The 17,376-nt window shown below is 55.3% G+C and carries 18 protein-coding genes; 2 read left to right on the forward strand and 16 right to left on the reverse strand.

All coding sequences use genetic code 11. From position 1 onward, the window contains the following. Positions 1-30: 30 nt before the first annotated feature. Genes EHV07_RS16060 through prmB form a run of 4 tightly spaced genes read right to left on the reverse strand, consistent with a single transcriptional unit; the run spans position 31 to position 3,700 of the window. A complete protein-coding gene (locus tag EHV07_RS16060) occupies positions 31-834 on the reverse strand; it encodes a sulfite exporter TauE/SafE family protein (protein WP_147199008.1) in 804 nt (267 codons plus the stop codon). A gap of 9 nt (positions 835-843) precedes the next feature. Further along, positions 844-1,665, reverse strand: coding sequence for a penicillin-insensitive murein endopeptidase (gene mepA, locus EHV07_RS16065; protein WP_147199009.1), 822 nt, complete (start codon positions 1,663-1,665; stop codon positions 844-846). Positions 1,666-1,669: 4 nt separating this feature from the next. Continuing rightward, positions 1,670-2,755 (reverse strand): chorismate synthase, encoded by a 1,086-nt coding sequence (aroC, locus tag EHV07_RS16070; RefSeq protein ID WP_147199010.1) that lies wholly within the window; start codon positions 2,753-2,755, stop codon positions 1,670-1,672. 12 nt (positions 2,756-2,767) lie between these two features. Next, complete coding sequence (gene prmB / locus EHV07_RS16075; protein ID WP_147199011.1) at positions 2,768-3,700, reverse strand: 50S ribosomal protein L3 N(5)-glutamine methyltransferase; 933 nt, start codon at positions 3,698-3,700, stop codon at positions 2,768-2,770. 175 nt (positions 3,701-3,875) lie between these two features. On the opposite strand from prmB, the gene smrB reads away from it, so the two are divergent. Next, the gene (gene smrB, locus EHV07_RS16080) at positions 3,876-4,427 is read left to right on the forward strand and encodes an endonuclease SmrB (protein WP_147199012.1); all 552 of its coding nucleotides are present in this window, start codon (positions 3,876-3,878) and stop codon (positions 4,425-4,427) included. A 32-nt stretch (positions 4,428-4,459) separates the two neighbouring features. On the opposite strand, the gene sixA is transcribed toward smrB, so the two are convergent. From sixA to EHV07_RS16100, 4 genes are all read right to left on the reverse strand, one after another. Beyond that, positions 4,460-4,942 carry a phosphohistidine phosphatase SixA gene (gene sixA, locus EHV07_RS16085; RefSeq protein ID WP_147199013.1) on the reverse strand — a complete coding sequence of 161 codons (483 nt, stop codon included), beginning with the start codon at positions 4,940-4,942 and terminating at the stop codon, positions 4,460-4,462. 171 nt (positions 4,943-5,113) lie between these two features. Next, on the reverse strand, positions 5,114-7,267 hold the full coding sequence (gene fadJ, locus EHV07_RS16090) for a fatty acid oxidation complex subunit alpha FadJ (RefSeq protein WP_147199014.1): 2,154 nt from the start codon (positions 7,265-7,267) through the stop codon (positions 5,114-5,116). After that, the gene (gene fadI / locus EHV07_RS16095; RefSeq protein WP_147199015.1) at positions 7,267-8,577 is read right to left on the reverse strand and encodes an acetyl-CoA C-acyltransferase FadI; all 1,311 of its coding nucleotides are present in this window, start codon (positions 8,575-8,577) and stop codon (positions 7,267-7,269) included. The genes fadJ and fadI overlap by 1 nt, the downstream gene beginning before the upstream one ends. A 165-nt stretch (positions 8,578-8,742) precedes the next feature. After that, entirely contained in the window at positions 8,743-9,039 is a 297-nt protein-coding gene (locus EHV07_RS16100) for a YfcZ/YiiS family protein (RefSeq protein ID WP_147199016.1), read from the reverse strand. Between the two features lie 367 nt (positions 9,040-9,406). Between EHV07_RS16100 and fadL the strand changes: the two genes are divergently transcribed. Continuing rightward, positions 9,407-10,690, forward strand: a complete 1,284-nt coding sequence (gene fadL, locus EHV07_RS16105; RefSeq protein ID WP_147199017.1) for a long-chain fatty acid transporter FadL — start codon at positions 9,407-9,409, stop codon at positions 10,688-10,690. 236 nt (positions 10,691-10,926) lie between these two features. On the opposite strand, the gene mlaA is transcribed toward fadL, so the two are convergent. From mlaA to EHV07_RS16145, 8 genes are read right to left on the reverse strand one after another with little or no spacing between them, the layout of a single operon-like run. Next, positions 10,927-11,685, reverse strand: a complete 759-nt coding sequence (mlaA, locus tag EHV07_RS16110; RefSeq protein WP_147199018.1) for a phospholipid-binding lipoprotein MlaA — start codon at positions 11,683-11,685, stop codon at positions 10,927-10,929. A 34-nt stretch (positions 11,686-11,719) separates the two neighbouring features. Beyond that, entirely contained in the window at positions 11,720-12,931 is a 1,212-nt protein-coding gene (gene ccmI, locus EHV07_RS16115; protein ID WP_147199019.1) for a c-type cytochrome biogenesis protein CcmI, read from the reverse strand. Further along, entirely contained in the window at positions 12,928-13,392 is a 465-nt protein-coding gene (locus EHV07_RS16120; protein ID WP_147199020.1) for a cytochrome c-type biogenesis protein, read from the reverse strand. The genes ccmI and EHV07_RS16120 overlap by 4 nt, the downstream gene beginning before the upstream one ends. Next, positions 13,389-13,946 carry a DsbE family thiol:disulfide interchange protein gene (locus EHV07_RS16125; protein WP_147199021.1) on the reverse strand — a complete coding sequence of 186 codons (558 nt, stop codon included), beginning with the start codon at positions 13,944-13,946 and terminating at the stop codon, positions 13,389-13,391. The genes EHV07_RS16120 and EHV07_RS16125 overlap by 4 nt, the downstream gene beginning before the upstream one ends. Continuing rightward, a complete protein-coding gene (locus EHV07_RS16130) occupies positions 13,943-15,898 on the reverse strand; it encodes a heme lyase CcmF/NrfE family subunit (RefSeq protein WP_147199022.1) in 1,956 nt (651 codons plus the stop codon). The genes EHV07_RS16125 and EHV07_RS16130 overlap by 4 nt, the downstream gene beginning before the upstream one ends. Further along, on the reverse strand, positions 15,895-16,386 hold the full coding sequence (ccmE, locus tag EHV07_RS16135; protein ID WP_147199023.1) for a cytochrome c maturation protein CcmE: 492 nt from the start codon (positions 16,384-16,386) through the stop codon (positions 15,895-15,897). Before ccmE ends, EHV07_RS16130 begins: the two co-directional genes overlap by 4 nt. Then, positions 16,383-16,604: a heme exporter protein CcmD gene (ccmD, locus tag EHV07_RS16140; RefSeq protein WP_147199024.1), complete on the reverse strand. Its 222-nt coding sequence runs from the start codon at positions 16,602-16,604 to the stop codon at positions 16,383-16,385. Before ccmD ends, ccmE begins: the two co-directional genes overlap by 4 nt. Continuing rightward, on the reverse strand, positions 16,601-17,341 hold the full coding sequence (locus tag EHV07_RS16145; protein ID WP_147199025.1) for a heme ABC transporter permease: 741 nt from the start codon (positions 17,339-17,341) through the stop codon (positions 16,601-16,603). The genes ccmD and EHV07_RS16145 overlap by 4 nt, the downstream gene beginning before the upstream one ends. Between the last annotated feature and the right edge of the window lie 35 nt (positions 17,342-17,376).

Below are 17,376 nucleotides of genomic sequence, written 5' to 3' on the forward strand. Positions count from 1 at the left end.
GCGGCGCGCCGGTGAGGCCTTGCGGCAAATTCAGTTAAACAGGTGATGGCACCAGGCCGCTATGGCCGCGCCGTGGCTGTCATAAAGCAGTTTCGCACTCATCACTACCGAAACCGTGACGACCATCGGGCGGATCAGTTTCTGTCCGCGACTGAGTACCAGCCGGGCGCCCATCCGTGCGCCGCAAATAGCGCCGATCAGCATCACCAGCCCGGTTCCCCAGATCACCTTGCCGCCAAACATAAAGAACAGCAGGCCGCCAAGATTTGAGGTGAAGTTAAGCACCTTGGCATGCGCGGTAGATTTCGCAAGGTTAAAGCCGCAGAGTGTGATAAACGCCAGCGCATAAAATGAACCGGCGCCCGGGCCAAAGAAGCCATCATAAAAACCGACACAGCCGCCAGCGACCAGCGCAAAAGGCAGGCCATGTAAACGACGATGGCGATCTTCTTCCCCTACTTTCGGCATCAGTAAAAAGTAGAGTCCGATACCAATCAGCAGCAGCGGCAGTACCTGACGTAGCAGGCCCGGCTGGATGTGTTGGATAGCAATCGCTCCACTTACCGCCCCGATAAAGGTCATGGCGATATTGAGTTTTTGTTGGCGAAGATCCACCGCTTTGCGTCTGACAAAATAGAGGCTGGCGGAAAAAGAGCCGCCGACCGACTGTAGCTTATTGGTCGCCAGCGCCTGTGCCGGTGAAAGCCCGGCAGAAAGCAGCGCAGGCACCGTCAGTAATCCGCCACCGCCCGCAATGGAATCAATAAATCCGGCCAGCATGGCGATGAAAAACAGCAGCCCAACCAGCAGCGGGCTTACCACAAACCAATCCATCTTTATTTCCTAAAGCAGATGTTTATCCAGCAGCGCCTGACAGGAAGGCGGTAACGGCGGTGGTTCACGTTTTACCGGTTTGCCGGCCGGTTTCGGCGGTGCAAACCAGCTTTGCAGTTCAGCGCCACAGCCATCGCCAGGCGGCGGAGTGGGCTGATCCTGACATTCCAGACTGCCTGAAGGGCAACGCAGGCGAACATGCATGTGCGCACGATGCCCAAACCACGGGCGCACCTTACGCAACCAGTCACGATCGGTGCCCGCATCGGCACAAAGCTGCTTTTTAATCGCTGGATTGACGAAAATGCGTGTAACGTCATCGTCTTTCGCCGCCAGTTTGACCAGACTGTCGATTTCCGGCTGCCAGTGACGTGACACGACGCTTTTACCGTCCGCAGTGACTAAATCAAGCGGCTGTGGTTTCAGCAGCATCTGCGGCGTCCAGCGTGTTTTGGGCAGCTGTAGCCAGATATCCACATCCAGCCCGGTCTGATGGCTGGCGTGACCGCTACTAAAGCGTCCGCCTGCCGCCATCCCCATATCGCCAATCAGCACTTCACCCAGCTGCAAATTATGCACCTGCGTACTGAGCCGTTGAATAAAGAGGATGAGGTCAGGATGGCCATAGAAACGACGCTGATCCTGGCGCATCACCTGGTAAGCTGGCGAATTGAGCGGCAGTTCCTGCGCACCCACGATGCAACCGTTGGCGAATGCGCCTATCGACTGCGGCGCTCCGCTTACCGGCTGACGGATGGATTGCCAGGGCGTAGCCGCCAGCGTGGAAGCACTTACCAGCAGCGCACAAAGGGCGATCAGCGTCTTTTTCATGTTTTTACCAGCGAGGAATATCCGTGTGCACGTCAGCGTTTTGAGCGCGCTGGCGCAGTAAGTGATCCATCAGCACGATCGCCATCATCGCTTCCGCGATCGGCACCGCACGGATCCCTACGCAAGGATCGTGGCGGCCTTTGGTGATCATTTCCACTTCTTCACCTGAACGATTGATCGTTTTGCCCGGCACGGTGATGCTGGAGGTCGGCTTCAGTGCCAGGGTGGCCAGAATCGGCTGCCCGCTGCTGATACCACCCAGAATGCCGCCCGCATGGTTGCTCTGGAAGCCGTCAGCACGAATTTCATCGCGATGCTCGCTGCCGCGCTTGTTCACCACGGCAAAACCGTCGCCAATTTCAACGCCTTTTACCGCGTTAATGCTCATCAGCGCATGCGCCAGATCGGCATCAAGACGGTCGAAAACAGGTTCACCCAGGCCAACCGGAACATTCTCTGCCATCACCGCCACTTTCGCGCCAATGGAGTCACCCTCTTTTTTCAGCGCGCGCATCAGCTCATCCAGCGCTTCCAGTTTGGTCGGATCCGGGCAGAAGAACGGGTTCTGTTCAACCTGTTCCCAATCGGCCAGTTCACAAACCACGTCGCCCATCTGCGCCAGGTAGCCACGGATTTTGATGCCGTGCTTCATTTCCAGGTATTTTTTTGCAATCGCGCCAGCGGCAACCCGCATCGCGGTTTCACGTGCGGAAGAACGCCCGCCTCCGCGATAGTCGCGCAGGCCATATTTCTGCTCGTAGGTATAATCGGCATGGCCAGGACGGAAAACGTCTTTGATGGTGCCGTAATCCTGTGAACGCTGATCGGTGTTTTCAATCAGCAGGCCAATGCTGGTGCCGGTGGTTACGCCGTTAAAAACGCCGGAGAGGATTTTAACCTGATCGGGTTCGCGGCGCTGCGTGGTATAGCGCGATGTGCCAGGACGACGACGATCGAGATCGTGCTGCAAATCAGCTTCCGTCAGGGGAATGCCCGGCGGAACGCCATCAACAATACAGCCGAGCGCCAGTCCATGAGATTCTCCAAACGTGGTCACGCGGAAAACCTGCCCAAGAGTATTACCAGCCATGACTACCTCTCCTTAGTCCTTATAGATGCTGAAGTGATGCTGGGCATCGACAATTTGCTGACGGGTCAGCATAAAGACGCCATCGCCGCCGTTGGTGAACTCCAGCCAGGTGAAAGGCACATCCGGGTACTGGTCGATCATGTGCACCATACTGTTGCCCACTTCACAAATCAGCACGCCCTCTTCGCTCAGGTAATCCGGCGCACAGGCCAGAATGCGGCGAGCCAGTTTCAGGCCATCACGGCCTGCGGCCAGACCCAGCTCGGGTTCGTGCTGGTATTCACCCGGCAGATCGCCCATGTCTTCTTCATCAACATACGGCGGATTGGTAACAATCAGGTCGTAAGGGGTTTTTGGCAGCTCGCGGAACAGATCGGCGCGGATTGGCGTCACGTTATGTTCCATACCGTGCGCTTCAATATTTTGCTCGGCAACCGCCAGCGCATCGGTGGAGATATCCACCGCATCTACTTCAGCGTCCGGGAAGGCGTAGGCGCAGGCGATGGCAATACAGCCGCTGCCGGTACACATATCCAGGATATGCTGCGGTTCATGAGGGATCAGCGCGGCAAAGCGCTCATTAATCAACTCGCCGATTGGCGAACGCGGCACCAGCACGCGTTCATCAACGTAAAATTCATGACCGCAGAACCAGGCTTTGTTGGTCATATAGGCAACAGGAATGCGTTCGTTGATTCGACGGATCACGCGTTCAACGATGCGGTGACGTTCGCTGGACGTGAGGCGTGCAGCGCGCATATCTTCCGGAATATCCAGCGGCAGATAGAGCGTGGGCAGCACCAGCTGGACAGCTTCATCCCAGGGATTATCAGTACCGTGACCGTACCAGATATCGGCAGCGGCGAAGCGACTGACCGACCAGCGAAGCATATCCTGGATGGTGTGCAGTTCACTGACTGCCTCATCAACGAAAATTTTGTCCAATGTGCCCTCCAACAGGCCAAACTCAACTCGGCAGCTAGTTTGCCATGAAGCTGACGATAATCCAGCGCGCAGGCATGAAAAAGCTGACATTTGTTTAAAAGCCGGTAAAAGACAAGGTAGACTGTGGTGAATATTGCTGAATATTCTGGCCGTTTTGCGCCGCCATGAGAACGAAATGAGTAAAAAACAGAATCTGAGCACTGAAGATCAAGCGCTGTTTCGCGGCTTAATGACCGGCACCCGAAAGCTGGCTCAGGACACTATTGTCCATAAGCCGCCGCGTAAAAAGATCTCGGAAGTTCCACAAAAGCGTCTGCTTTCAGAACAAATGGATGCCAGCCACTATTTTTCTGACGAATTCCAGCCGCTGCTGGCGGATGAAGGTCCGGTGCGCTATGTCAGAAGCGACGTCAGTCATTACGAGTTGAAAAAACTCAGGCGGGGAGACTACACGCCAGAAATTTTTCTCGATTTGCATGGATTGACTCAAAAACAGGCCAAAGCGGAGTTGGGAGCGTTAATTGCCGCCTGCCGACGCGAGCATATTTTCTGCGCCAGCGTGATGCATGGCCACGGTAAACACGTGCTGAAGCAGCAAACGCCGCTCTGGCTGGCGCAGCATCCAATGGTGATGGCTTTTCATCAGGCGCCGAAACTGTTTGGGGGCGATGCCGCACTGCTGGTGCTGATTGAAGTGGAAGAGTGGCTGCCGCCGGAACTGCCGTAGGACGGGCCGGGATACCGGCCCACAGAAGGGTCTTACATCGCTTTTGCCAGCTTCGCGGGGCTCACCTGCCAGGCAAGCCGCCCACAGGCGCTTTCCACATCAAAATCGACGCAGGCAATCGCAGAGGTCGCAAACATTGGCGGCGCTTCCTGCGGACAAAGTTCGGAAACCAGATAGCCCACCAGAGGCAGATGTGAAATGACCAGCGCGGACTTCACGCCTTCTTTCCCCAGCGCCTGCAAATAACAAGCCACCAGTCCGGGATCGCCGCCAGGCGTCAGTTCCGGCAAAACGTCCTGTTCCGCAGGCAAGATTAGCGCTTCACGTACCGTTGCCAGCGTCTGTTCCGCACGCAGATAGGGGCTGACCAGTACTCGTTCGATATCTATTGTCTGGCCGTTTAGCCAGGTCGCCATCTGGCGTGATTCATCACAACCGCAATGAGTCAGAGGTCTTACAGAATCACTGGCTGCATCAAGTGCCGCATCGCCGTGACGCATAATGAAAACTTGCATAATGCACCGCTGTTGTTAAACATAAAACGCCGGAAAACACCGCCTTCCGACTCTTCACTCAGAGAATGAACGCTGTGTTGTACCCCAATGCTTAAAGCCAAGTCAACCGATTGTTTACTTAATGAGCGCCATCCGGATGAAGGCCAGTAAGTCCTTTTGTCGAAACGAATTCTAACCCGCTGAATCGGCGTGGGTATTGATTTCCTGCGCCGATTTGTAAAAGGTTTGTCGGGAAACGGCCCGCTGGCGTAAAGCCTCACAGGGGGCAAATCGCTCACCGTGAGCCTGTGCCAGCCGTTCTAATATGCTCACCACCTGCCCAGCCCCCAGCCGATCGATATAGCGAAAAGGGCCGCCGAGAAAAGGAGGGAAACCTATGCCAAATACCGCGCCAATGTCGCCATCACGTTCACTGCGAATCACGCCTTCATCCAGCGTTCGCACCGCCTCATTCAGCATCATCATCACGCAGCGCTGAGCAATATTTTCGCCGCTCAGCCGTTTGCGTGGGCTGAGGTTGAGCAGCTGATAAATTGTGGGGTCAACGCGCTTCCTGCTTTTCCGCCCCGGGTATAAATAGAATCCCCGGCCGTTCTTACGCCCCTTGCGATTATCGTTCAGGACGGCATCCAGCGCTGACGGCGCTTTAAAACGCTCGCCCAGAGCCTGCTCAAGCACCGGCATGATATGGGTGCCGACATCAATACCGACTTCATCAAGCAGCTGCACCGGCCCAACCGGGAAACCAAAATCCATCAGGGCTTCGTCAATCGTCTCAATCGGCTCGCCTTCCAGCAGACAGCGCATCGCCTCAATAATATAGGGCGCCAGAATGCGGTTAACGTAAAATCCGGCGCGATCGGCAACCACAATCGGTGTTTTACCCTGCCTTTTTGCCAGCGCAACCGTGGTGGCAATCGTTGCCGCGCTGGTTGAAGCATGAGGGATCACTTCCACCAGCGGCATTTTATCAACCGGACTGAAGTAATGGAGACCGATCACGTTTTCCGGCCGCCTGGCGTGCGCCGCTATCTCGCCAATCGATAGCGAAGAGGTGTTGGAAGCAAAAACAGTCTGTGCTGACGCGTTGGCTTCCACTTCCGCGACCATTTTCTGCTTCAGCATCAAATCTTCGAATACGGCTTCGATAATCACGTCACGTCGACCAAATCCCTGGTAATCCATTCCGCCGCTGATGCGCGCCATTTGCCGCTGTCTTTCGGCTGGCGTCATATGACGGCGCGCGACCTTTTTGCTGAGCAGATCCCAGCTATATTTCAGCGCGGGGTTGATACCCTGCGCGTTGATATCTTTGATCCTGACCGGCAGTTTGCCACGGCTCGCGGTGACAAAAGCGATGCCGCCGCCCATTAACCCACCGCCGAGCACGCCGATAGCGTTCAGCTCTCGCGGTTTTGCCTCGGCACCCAGCTCTTTCTTCATCTGCGTGGAGGCAAAAAAAAGGCTGCGCAGCGCCGCGGATTCTGGCGTCATCGCCAGCTCGCCAAAAGCTTTCGCTTCTGCGGCATAGCCTGCACTGCGACCATGATGCAGGCCGGTACGCACCACGGAGAGGATTTTTTTGATCGCCGGATAATGACCCCGGCTTTTTGCCTGCGCCCGTTTTGCCACCAGTGAAAATAGCAGCGCCCTGCCCGCAGGCCCATTTAACAGACGTTCACGCAGCGGTAACGATTTGCGCGGCCTGCGCCCTTTAAGCACCATGCCGATCGCCGTTTCCAGCAGAATAGTTTGCGGCACAACGTCGTCAACCAGCCCCAGTTTTAAGGCTTGCTTAGCCCGCAAGGTTTTTCCGGTGAGCAATAAATCCAGCGCATGAGACGCGCCGATCAGCAGCGGCAGCCGCTGTGTGCCACCGGAACCCGGCAGCAGGCCGAGCTGCACTTCGGGCAGCCCGAGCCGGGTTTTCTCATCCAGCGTGCAAACACGTTGATTACAGGCCAGTGCCAGTTCAAGACCGCCGCCTAAACAGGCGCCATGAATTGCCGCCACCACCGGCACCGACAGCGAAGCGATCTCCGCCATCACGCGCTGCCCCTGTTTCGCCAGATCTTCCGCTTCCCTTGCCGTCTGACAGGCTGCAATCATGGTGATATCCGCACCCGCAATGAAAGAATCAGGCTTGCCGGAAATAATTACCAGCCCGGCCAGTTCAGGATTGCGACGCGCCTCGTTAATTATTGCTTTGATCTGACTGATAAACTCAGCTTTCAGCGTATTCAGCTTTTCGCCAGCAACGTCTACCGTTATCACACCAATGTTGTCCAGCCGCATGCTGAGAGTAAATGCAGATTGCGTCGCCATTATTCCGCCTCCAGAACCATGGCCGCGCCGAGGCCCCCTGCGGCACATGCCGTCACCAGCCCAAGCCCGCCACCACGGCGTCGCAGCTCATTAAGTGTCTGGGTAATCATTCTTGCTCCCGTTGCGGCAAAGGGATGTCCGTAGGCGATTGAGCCGCCCAAAACATTAAATTTTTCTTCATCGACCTCGCCTAACGCATGAGGACGATTGAGCACTTCGCGGGCGAAACGTTCGTCGGCAAACAGCTTGAGATTGGTCAGCGTTTGCGCAGCGAAGGCTTCGTGCATATCGATCAGCGTCAGATCGGCAAGCGTAAGGCCTGCCCTGTCCAGCGCGAGCGGCGAGGCGTAGGCAGGTCCCAGCAGCATATCCTGCCAGACATCCGTCGCCGTGAAAGCATAGCTGCGCAGATAGCCTAACGGCGTGATGCCCAGCGCTTTCGCGCGCGATTCAGTCATCATCACTACTGCCGCTGCACCGTCAGTCAATGGCGTGCTGTTAGCGGCGGTAACCGTGCCATATCGCCGATCAAAAGCCGGCCGCAGCCTGGCATATTCTTTCAGATCGGAATGGGTGCGGATGCTGTTATCTCTTTCCAGCGCCTTGCGCCAGGGCGGCACAAACGCGGTCATGACTTCTCCGGCCAGTTTGCCTTCGTCCCAGGCACGCGCTGCGCGGACATGAGAACGATGCGCCAGGGCATCCTGTTGTTCGCGGGTAATACCGTAGGTTTTTGCCATTTGTTCCGCGGTATCGCCCATGCGTAGTCCGGTAGAGTACTCCGCTACGGCAGGCGGCACAGGCAGCAAGTCGCGTGGTCGTAGCTGGCTGAACAGCGTTAACTTTTGTGAGAGCGTTTTAGCTTTATTGAGGTCGACCAGCGTCCGGGCTAATTTTTTACTGACGCCAATGGGCAATACAGAAGCAGAGTCGGCACCGCCAGCCATGCCCGCCTGAATAGTGCCGGCCAGCAGGCTCTCCGCGACGTTCGCCACGGCCTGGAAGCTGGTCGCGCAGGCCCGGCTGACGCTGTACGCATCGGTCCGCACGCTTAACCCGCTACCGAGCACGATCTCACGAGCGATATTGGGGGCTTCAGGCATTTGTACTACCTGGCCAAAAACCAGTTGCTCAATAATTTCCGGCGCAATTTCGCTGCGGATGAGCAATTCACTAATTACCATTCGGCCCAGCTCTACCGCAGGAATGCCGTGTAGTGCCGTAGCCTGACGGGCGAAAGGCGTTCTTAAACCGTGCGTAATCGCGATGCGTTCGCCCTGACGGGTCAGTAACGGTTGCGCTTTGATCATTCCTGCCACCTGTATCAATCCGGGCATCATTGCCAAAAGAGGTCTGACCTGACTAATGTTAACCAGATTTTTACATTTTGCGCGTTAAGAAAGGAAAATTGCGAAGGAAGACACGCTTAAGCGCACAGTGAGCGAGAGAGACTCGCTCACTGCAAAGAGAAGAACTTAGCGCAGACCGAGCTGGAAAATCATCGTCTCAGCCTGGCAGCTAAAGGTGAAATCGACATCCAGCTGTACGCCGCTGGGCTGGTCGCTAAACCGTGCGTCAATCTGGCAGGGTTCAGACTCTATCTGACGCGCTTTCCCGGTCAGCTGTTGCAGAGCGGCTTCTGCCTGCTGCCGAGTTTCATACAGCTGACTCCACGATGCGGTGCAGTCGGTATTGTCCATAATGGTTCCAACGTCCACACAGCAGCAGGCAGCGGTTTCATTAGCGCTGCATTTTTTTATGGCATGAGTCATAGGATTCTCCGGGAGGCCAGTAACGGCATGAAGTTAAAACATTGCCAGCAGTTTACGCCGTGGTTTTTTTCTTGTCTGGCAATCCGCTGAAGAAAGCACGCTAAGTCGTGAATATCAGGGTTAAATTTGATCTTAAACAAGTTAAACTCCGCTGCGCTAAAACATAGCAAGACGTTTTTTGTTAAGCAGATCCCTTTTTGTGGATCATTATGGAAAAAACTATAAAACAATATTGCAACATCAGTGCGAGTGAGACCTATACTGGGGCACTGGTCTGATAAGTTAGCGGTTATTCAGATCCAATGAGTACCGACAGGGGTTATAAAATTAACCTGTTGAATAATAATCAAATAATGAGGTTGTGGTCATGAACCATAAAAACCTGTTTGCGAAGTCTGCGCTCGCAGCCGCAGTGGCCATTGTTTCTTCAAACGCTTTTGCAGCCGGCTTTCAACTTAATGAATTTTCCGCAATCGGTCTGGGCCGCGCCTATTCAGGCGAAGGCGCGATGGGCGATACCGCTGCCTCCGCCAGCCGCAACCCGGCAACAATGGCATTAATGGATCGCCCGATGTTTTCCATCGGTACCGTATTTATCGACCCGGATGTGGCGGTTGACGGTTCAAGTTCAACCGGCCAGAGCCTGCATGCAAATAATATTGCGCCTACGGAATGGGTGCCGAATATTCATTATGTCCAGCCGCTTAACGATCGCTGGTGGCTGGGTGCTTCCGCCAACTCTAATTATGGCCTGGCGACCGAGTTTAATAATGACTACACCGCCGGCCCTTATGGCGGAAAAACCGATCTTCAAACGGTAAACTTTAATTTAAGCACCGCTTATCGACTTAATGAGAATTTTAGTTTTGGCGTGGGCTTTGATGCCGTTTACGCCCGCGCTAAAATTGAGCGCTACGCGGGTGAAGCCGGCGCTGCTTTAGGTTTCCCGGCCGATACTCAGATTGCGCATCTGAAAGGCAATGAATGGGGCTACGGCTGGAATGCCGGTATTTTGTATGAGGTGGATCAGAATAACCGCTTCGGCTTTACCTATCGTTCAGAAGTCAAAGTCGATTTCGATGGCGCATATAAAAGTTCGGTTCCTGGCTATATCAATTCGCTGCCGCAAGCCCAGGCTTTTGGTCTGCCATACGGTACCAGCGGTTCAACCATTCCAGGCTCGTTGACGCTGAATCTGCCTGAAATGTGGGAACTGTCCGGCTATCACAAAGTCGCGCCACAGTGGGCGGTGCATTACAGCCTGACCTACACCAGCTGGAGCCAGTTCCAGGAGCTGAAAGCGACCGGCAGCAGCGGCCAGACGCTGTTCTATAAAGACGAAAGCTATAAAGATGCGTACCGCATCGCGCTGGGAACATCCTATTTCTATGATGATAACTGGACTTTCCGTGGCGGTATCGCCTTTGATGACAGCCCGGTCCCGGCCGACCAGCGTTCAATTTCCATTCCCGATCAGGATCGTCTGTGGCTGAGCACCGGCGCCTCCTACGCGTTTAACCAGGATGCTTCCGTCGACGTGGGCGTTTCATATATGCACGGTCAGCACGTTGAGGTGAACGAAGGCCCCTATACGTTCCGCTCTACCGGCAAAGCCTGGCTATATGGCGCGAGCTTTAACTACAAGTTCTGATTGCCTGACTCATCGTCAAAAGGCCTGTCGCAAGACGGGCCTTAAGGTTGTTGACAAAGTGCAGGCTCAGGGAGCATACCCCCTCCGCAAAGACGCAAAAAGCGCCATCCGTGGCAGCTCAACACGGGCCGTCCATGGCCCGTGATGCTTTGCTACGGGCGTAAGCTCCCCTCGCTTCAGGTTTGTCAGCAGTCAAAAGGCCTGTCGCAAGACAGGCCTTTTTTGTGCTGAATGCTTTAGTTCGCGTCGATGTCGTTGAGATCGCCCTGAATCGCCGCGGCGTTTGGATTTTCCTGCGGGATTAGCTTGCCATCGCTGGCAAGGAAATCGTGACGCTGGAAATAAGCTGCCCGCACAAAGGCGTAAGGGTCGCCAGAGTTGCGCAAAATCGCGTCGGAGTCGAGCAGCTGCGCACGGGTTTCAACACCTTCCAGCGCCCATTTACCCGCAGTCATCCACCAGGTCAGCCAGCCCAGTGGCGCGTAGAGATCGTCCACCATGCCGCCAACATCTTCACGCGGCGTAAAGCTGCCGTAACCCGGTAGCTCGACATACGTGCCGTATCCCACGCCGTAATTACCCAGCGTGCTGCCGAAGCGGCGCGGTTCTTCCTTCGCCAGTTTCGGATTCGCCATGCCGGCTACGTCGATAAATCCACCCATTCCCAAAATGGTATTCAGGAAGAAGCGGTTGAAGTGAATCATCGCTTTATAAGGTTTGCCCTCAACAAAGTAGTTCACCATGGTTGAAGGTTCGCTCAGGTTGCCGAGAAAATTGCTCAGGCCGCTACGGGCAGGCATTGGCACATAATCACGCCAGGCAACAGCTACAGGGCGGACGACGTAAGGGTCCAGCACGTTGTAGTTGAAGTTGAACATCGATCGGTTGAAGCCTTCCAGCGGATCGGACCGCTCCTGAGGTTCATCCGTCGGCGAACTGGCACACCCGATCAGCAATACGCTTGCCAGCGCAACGCCCATCACGCGGTAGCTCATATCTGTCTCCCTGTAGTGAAATGTATAACTGCCGCTACGGCTGCCGTTGATTAATCTCAACGGCCAGCTGTTGATGACCATCGAAAGGCGTAAGCGCACTCGTACCAAACCAGTCACCCGCCTGTGGATTAGCGCTGCCATCACGCGAGATGCGTACGCGAACCTGAACCTGACGCTGTGCAGAGAGTAAACGCTCCGGCATCATGGCATTGCTGTCATCAAGCGTCAGCGATAGTGGAAAATGGCTTAACGGCAGTTTTTTTACCGCCACCGGAACCGGTGAAGTGCCATCGGCAACGGAAATATACAACACTCCGCTCTCGGGTAACATTTTTTCTGCGCCCGGTGCCAGCGTAACGGTTAAAGCCAGATGGCTGTTTTGCTTGCCGGAATCGGTTTTGGCCTGCTCAATACTGCGTTGAATCATCAAGACCCGGCGATCGTCAGCAGGTAACAATTGTAACATCTTTTGCCAGCTCGCTATCGCTTCAGCGTAGTGCTGTTGGCTAAAAGCATTAAATGCCAACAGGCTGAGAACCCGAAGATTGTTGCCGTCGGTTTTTATCATCTCGTTCAGCATGGTCGCAGCCTGACGATTGTTTTCAGGATCCGGTGAACGCGTCAGAACATCGGCATAGCTTAATTTTACTTCGGGATTGTCAGGCGCCAGCTGCATCGCGCGCTGAAAAGCCTGCGTCGCAGTGGTGGCGTTATTTAACACCATGCCAATTCGTCCCAGCATTAGCCAGTCATCAACGTTGCGCGGATCGTTTTGCAGCGAAGTACGGATCCCCAGCCCCAGACGAGCCAGCTGCTCCGTGCTTAGCGGTTTGGCATTAGCATCCATCAGCTGCGCACGCAGCGCAGGAAGCTCATTATTGACCTGCTGCCATGCCATTACCTGAGCAAAACCACCGGTTTTGAAATAAAAGCCCAGGCTGACCAGGACAATAACCAGTACGCCCGGCACTAATACCCAGCGGCTGACCGTGCGCTCGCGGAGCTGTTCATCCTGTGGAATATCCCACAGCAGCGTCTGTTGCAGTTCAAGCACCATTTCCGGGCGTTCGGCTACCACGCCCTGCTGCTCATCCAGTTCAAGCTCTTTCAGACGCTGATGATAAAAAGTTTTATTCAGCGTATCGCGATCGGCGGTAACGGATTGCTGCCTGCGTCCACCCGCAATCAGCAGCAGCGCGCTCGCGGCGACCAGCAATGCCAGAAGGGTGAACCAAAATCCACTCATGGTTGCTTCCTGTTATTTTTTAAAAGCTCGTCCAGCCGCGCCTGCTGTTCAGCATCCAGCTCACTGCCGGTCTGCCGTTTTTTCCGACTGCGTAATACAATCACCAGCCCACCGATAAGAACAAACAGTACCGGGCCAGCCCAAAGGATCAGGGTTGAAGCCATCACGGGCGGCGCATAGCTGACAAAATTACCGTAGCGGGCCACCATATAGGCTTTCACCTGTTCCGGCGTCTGGCCGCTTTGCAGCAGCTCATACACTTTCAGGCGCATATCGCCCGCGATCATGGCATTCGAATCGGCGATGCTGTTGTTCTGGCATTTTGGACAACGTAAAGACTCGGTCAGATGCCGGTACTGCTGCTCCTGATCGACAGAAGAAAATTTATAGGTATCAATATTGTCTGCCAGCGTGCTGAAAGAGATCATCAGCGCCACCGCCAGTATCATGCAGTGTTTCATGTTCCTGCCTCCTTGCTGTATTTATCCCATAATGGCTTCACTTCGGTATTCCATACCCGGTCATTCATGTCCCCGGCATGGCGATAGCGGATAATCCCTTTACCATCGATTAAAAACGTTTCTGGTGCGCCATACACGCCCAAATCAAGCCCCAGCATACCGTCGCCGTCATACAGACTCAATGCATAAGGATTGCCCAGCGAATTCAGCCAGCCGATCGCCTTGCTGCGGTCATCTTTATAATTCAGGCCGACAACCCGAATTCCCTGCACCGCCAGGGAATTGAGATACTGGTGTTCAGCCCGGCAGGTGGGACACCAGGTCGCCCAAACGTTCAGCAAAATCGGCTTACCGTCCGTCAGCACCGACTGGTCATACGTTTTTCCAGGCTGGTCGAGCGATTCCAATTTGAACAGCGGAACCGGCTTGCCCACCAGCGCGGACTCCAGGCGAGTGGGGTCGTCGCCGTTTGCATTTCGGCTCAGCTGCCACATCAACGCGGCCGCCAGCAGCAAAAACAGAACCAGCGGGATATACAGTATTTTCTTATTCATGCCAGCTCCTTTTGCGCTTTCTTACGCGAGCGATAGCGCGGATCGAGCAGACAAAATATGCCGCCTGCCGCCATAAACACGCCGCCAAACCAAATCCAGCGCACAAAAGGTTTGTAGTAAATCCGCACCGCCCAGGAATGATCATCCAGCTCTTCACCAAGCGCAGCGTAAAGGTCGCGAGTGAAACCACCGTTGATGGCGGCTTCCGTCATCATGGTGTGCGCCACGCTGTAGTAGCGTTTCTCCGCATGCAATGTTGCTTCCTGCTTGCCGTTACGTGTGACGTCGATAATGGCGACGCCCCCCGTATAGTTCGCTCCCTGCAAGTTGTGCACGTCGCGGAAGGTGAAGTGATAGTTGTGAATGTCTACCGTGTCTCCCGCGCGCATACGCACGTCGCGCTCGACGCTGTAATTCTGGCTGAAGGCAATACCAATTACGGTGACGGCAACCCCCAGATGGCCGAGCACCATGCCCCAGTGACTACGTGACAGATGGCGCAAGCCGGTGAAAAAACGGTGACGATGCGTTGCGCGCTCATGCAGTTCCATCAACGTCAGGAAGATGACCCAAATCGCCATCAGCAGGCCAACGACGGTCATCGCCTCAATACGATCCTGCATCAGCCAGGGCACCGCGACGGAAAGCACCAGCGTACCCACCAGCGCCAGCGCCAGCCGCTTCCACAGCTTTTGCGGCTCGTCGCGACGCCAGCGAACCAGCGGCCCCACGCCCAGCAGCAGCGCCAGCGGTGCCATCAGCCAGGTGAACAGCGTATTAAAGAAAGGTTCGCCAATTGAAATGCTGCCAAGCCCAAGCTGTTTATGCACCAGTGGCAGCAGCGTACCCAGCAGCACGACCAGCATGGCGGCGATCAGCAAAATATTATTGCCGAGCAGGAAAGATTCTCGTGACCAAATCTCGTTTTGCACCCGCCCGCGCACCTTGCTGCCTTTAATGGCATAGAGCAACAGCGAGCTGCCGATCACGATCACCAGGAAAGCAAGGATAAACATGCCGCGAGCCGGATCGGAGGCAAAAGAGTGCACCGAAACCAATACGCCGGATCGCACCAGGAAGGTACCCAGCAGGCTAAGAGAAAAAGCGGTAATCGCCAGCAGCACCGTCCAGGCTTTGAACGTCCCACGTTTTTCGGTGACCGCCAGAGAGTGGATCAGCGCGGTACCTGCCAGCCACGGCATAAAAGAGGCGTTCTCAACCGGATCCCAGAACCACCAGCCGCCCCAGCCAAGTTCGTAATAGGCCCAGGCGGAGCCGAGCACAATGCCGATAGTCAGAAAGACCCATGCGGCCGTGGTCCAGGGGCGTGACCAGCGAGCCCAGGCGGTATCCAGCCTGCCGGCCATTAACGACGCAATAGCAAAAGCAAACGCCACCGAGAAGCCCACATAACCCATATATAACAGCGGTGGGTGGAAGATCAGCCCGATATCCTGCAGCATCGGGTTCAGATCGTTGCCGTCAATGGGGAAGTCGGGCAGCGTTCGGGTAAAAGGATTAGAAGTCAGCGTAATAAACAGCAGGAAGCCAAGATTTATCATCCCCATCACGGCCAGTACGCGGGCAATCGCATCCAGCGGCATGCCGCGGCTGAACAGCGCTACCGCCAGCGTCCAGGTGCTGAGCAACAGCAGCCACAGCAGCAGCGAGCCTTCATGCGCGCCCCAGGTAGCCGCAATACGGTAGTAAACCGGCAGCAGCGTGTTGGAGTTTGTCACTACGTAAGCAACGCTGAAATCGTTCACAATAAAGGCGTGAACCAGGAGGGAAAACGCTCCCAGAATACAGGCAAACAGGGCATAGCTGAGCGGTCGGGCCAGGCCCATCAGCCGTGGATCCTGGCGAGATGCCCCCCATAAAGGATAAATGCTAAGCAACAGCGCCAGCGCAAGGCCGAGACAAAGCAGAAAACTGCCGATTTCAGGCATCATGACGAGCCTCCTGGCTGCGCGTTCTGATAGTTTGATGCCGGTCCACGGTGATTCTTCTTCATTGCATCCTCGATTTCCGGCGGGGTATATTTTTCGTCATGCTTCGCCAGCACCTCTTTCGCCTTGATCAGGTTCCCCTCTTCCAGCACGCCCTGCGCGACAACGCCCTGCCCTTCCCGGAACAGATCGGGGAGAATGCCAAGATAGCTCACGCTGATCGTGCCGTTACCGTCATACAGCTTAAAAAAGACCTGCAAGGTTTGCGGATCTCGCCTGACGCTGCCAGGCAACACCATACCGCCTACGCGCAGGCGTTGGCCCGCCACCGGTTTTTCATGATCTTCCCCTTTGCCATTGAGAATTTCACTTGGGGTATAAAACAGATCGATATTTGAACGTAACGCGTACATCACTAATGAAGTAGCCAGACCCAGGCCGACCAGCACAGCGATAATCAGGATCAGACGATTTTTACGACGGGTGTTCACGGTTGCTCTCCTGCCGCGTTTTTTATTTTTGCCGCGTGCATACGACGTTCGCGTGACTGCCGCTGGCGTATATCAGTCAGCAAACGCTGGCGCTGAATAACGGTGTGCAGTACCAGCACGCCGAGTGCAATGAGCGTACAGGCGACAGCCAGCCAGACATAAAAGGCATAGCCGCCCATCGCGAAAAAGGCCTGCCAGGAAGAGAATGCGGGCGTCATTTACGCGCTCCTTTTGCTGCAACGGATGCTACCCAGGGACGATGACGTTCGGTAAACAGGATCAGGTTACGCAGGCGCATCAGCGTAAGCGTGATGAACAGCAGCCAGTAACCCAGAATTGACCAGCGCAGCGGTGTACGCATTTCCGGTGCGATAGCCTGTTGCAGCATACCGGAGGAGCCCTGATGCAACGTGTTCCACCACTGTACCGAGTAGTGAATGATCGGCAGGTTTACCACGCCAACCAGTATCAGGATCCCGGCAGCGCGGCCCGCCATCCGGCGATCGTCGAAGGCGTTATAAAGCGCAATAACGCCCATGTAGAGGAATAAAAGCACCAGCTCGGAGGTCAGCCGGGCATCCCAGATCCACCAGGTTCCCCACATCGGCTTGCCCCAGGCAGACCCGGTGATCAGCGCAATAAACGTGAAGACTGCGCCAACGGGAGCCATTGCGGCTGCTGCCAGATCGGCGGTTTTCCATTGCCAGACCAGACCGGTAAACGCCGCGATTGCCATCATCGAATAGATACCCATCGACCACATGGCAGCAGGCACGTGAATATACATGATGCGATAGCTGTTACCTTGCTGATAGTCGGCAGGCGCGAAGCCGAACCCCCAAATCCACCCCAATAACAGCGTTGCGGTGGCGGCGATTGCAAACCAGGGCAAGAGCCGACCGCATAATGAGTAGAGCCGCTCCGGCTTACCCAGCTGGTGTATCCATTTCCACATTATTATTTTGCTCACATAAAAAGAAAATGCGTTCT

The sequence above is a fragment of the Pantoea sp. CCBC3-3-1 genome, from assembly GCF_007981265.1.
Lineage (GTDB): Bacteria > Pseudomonadota > Gammaproteobacteria > Enterobacterales > Enterobacteriaceae > Erwinia.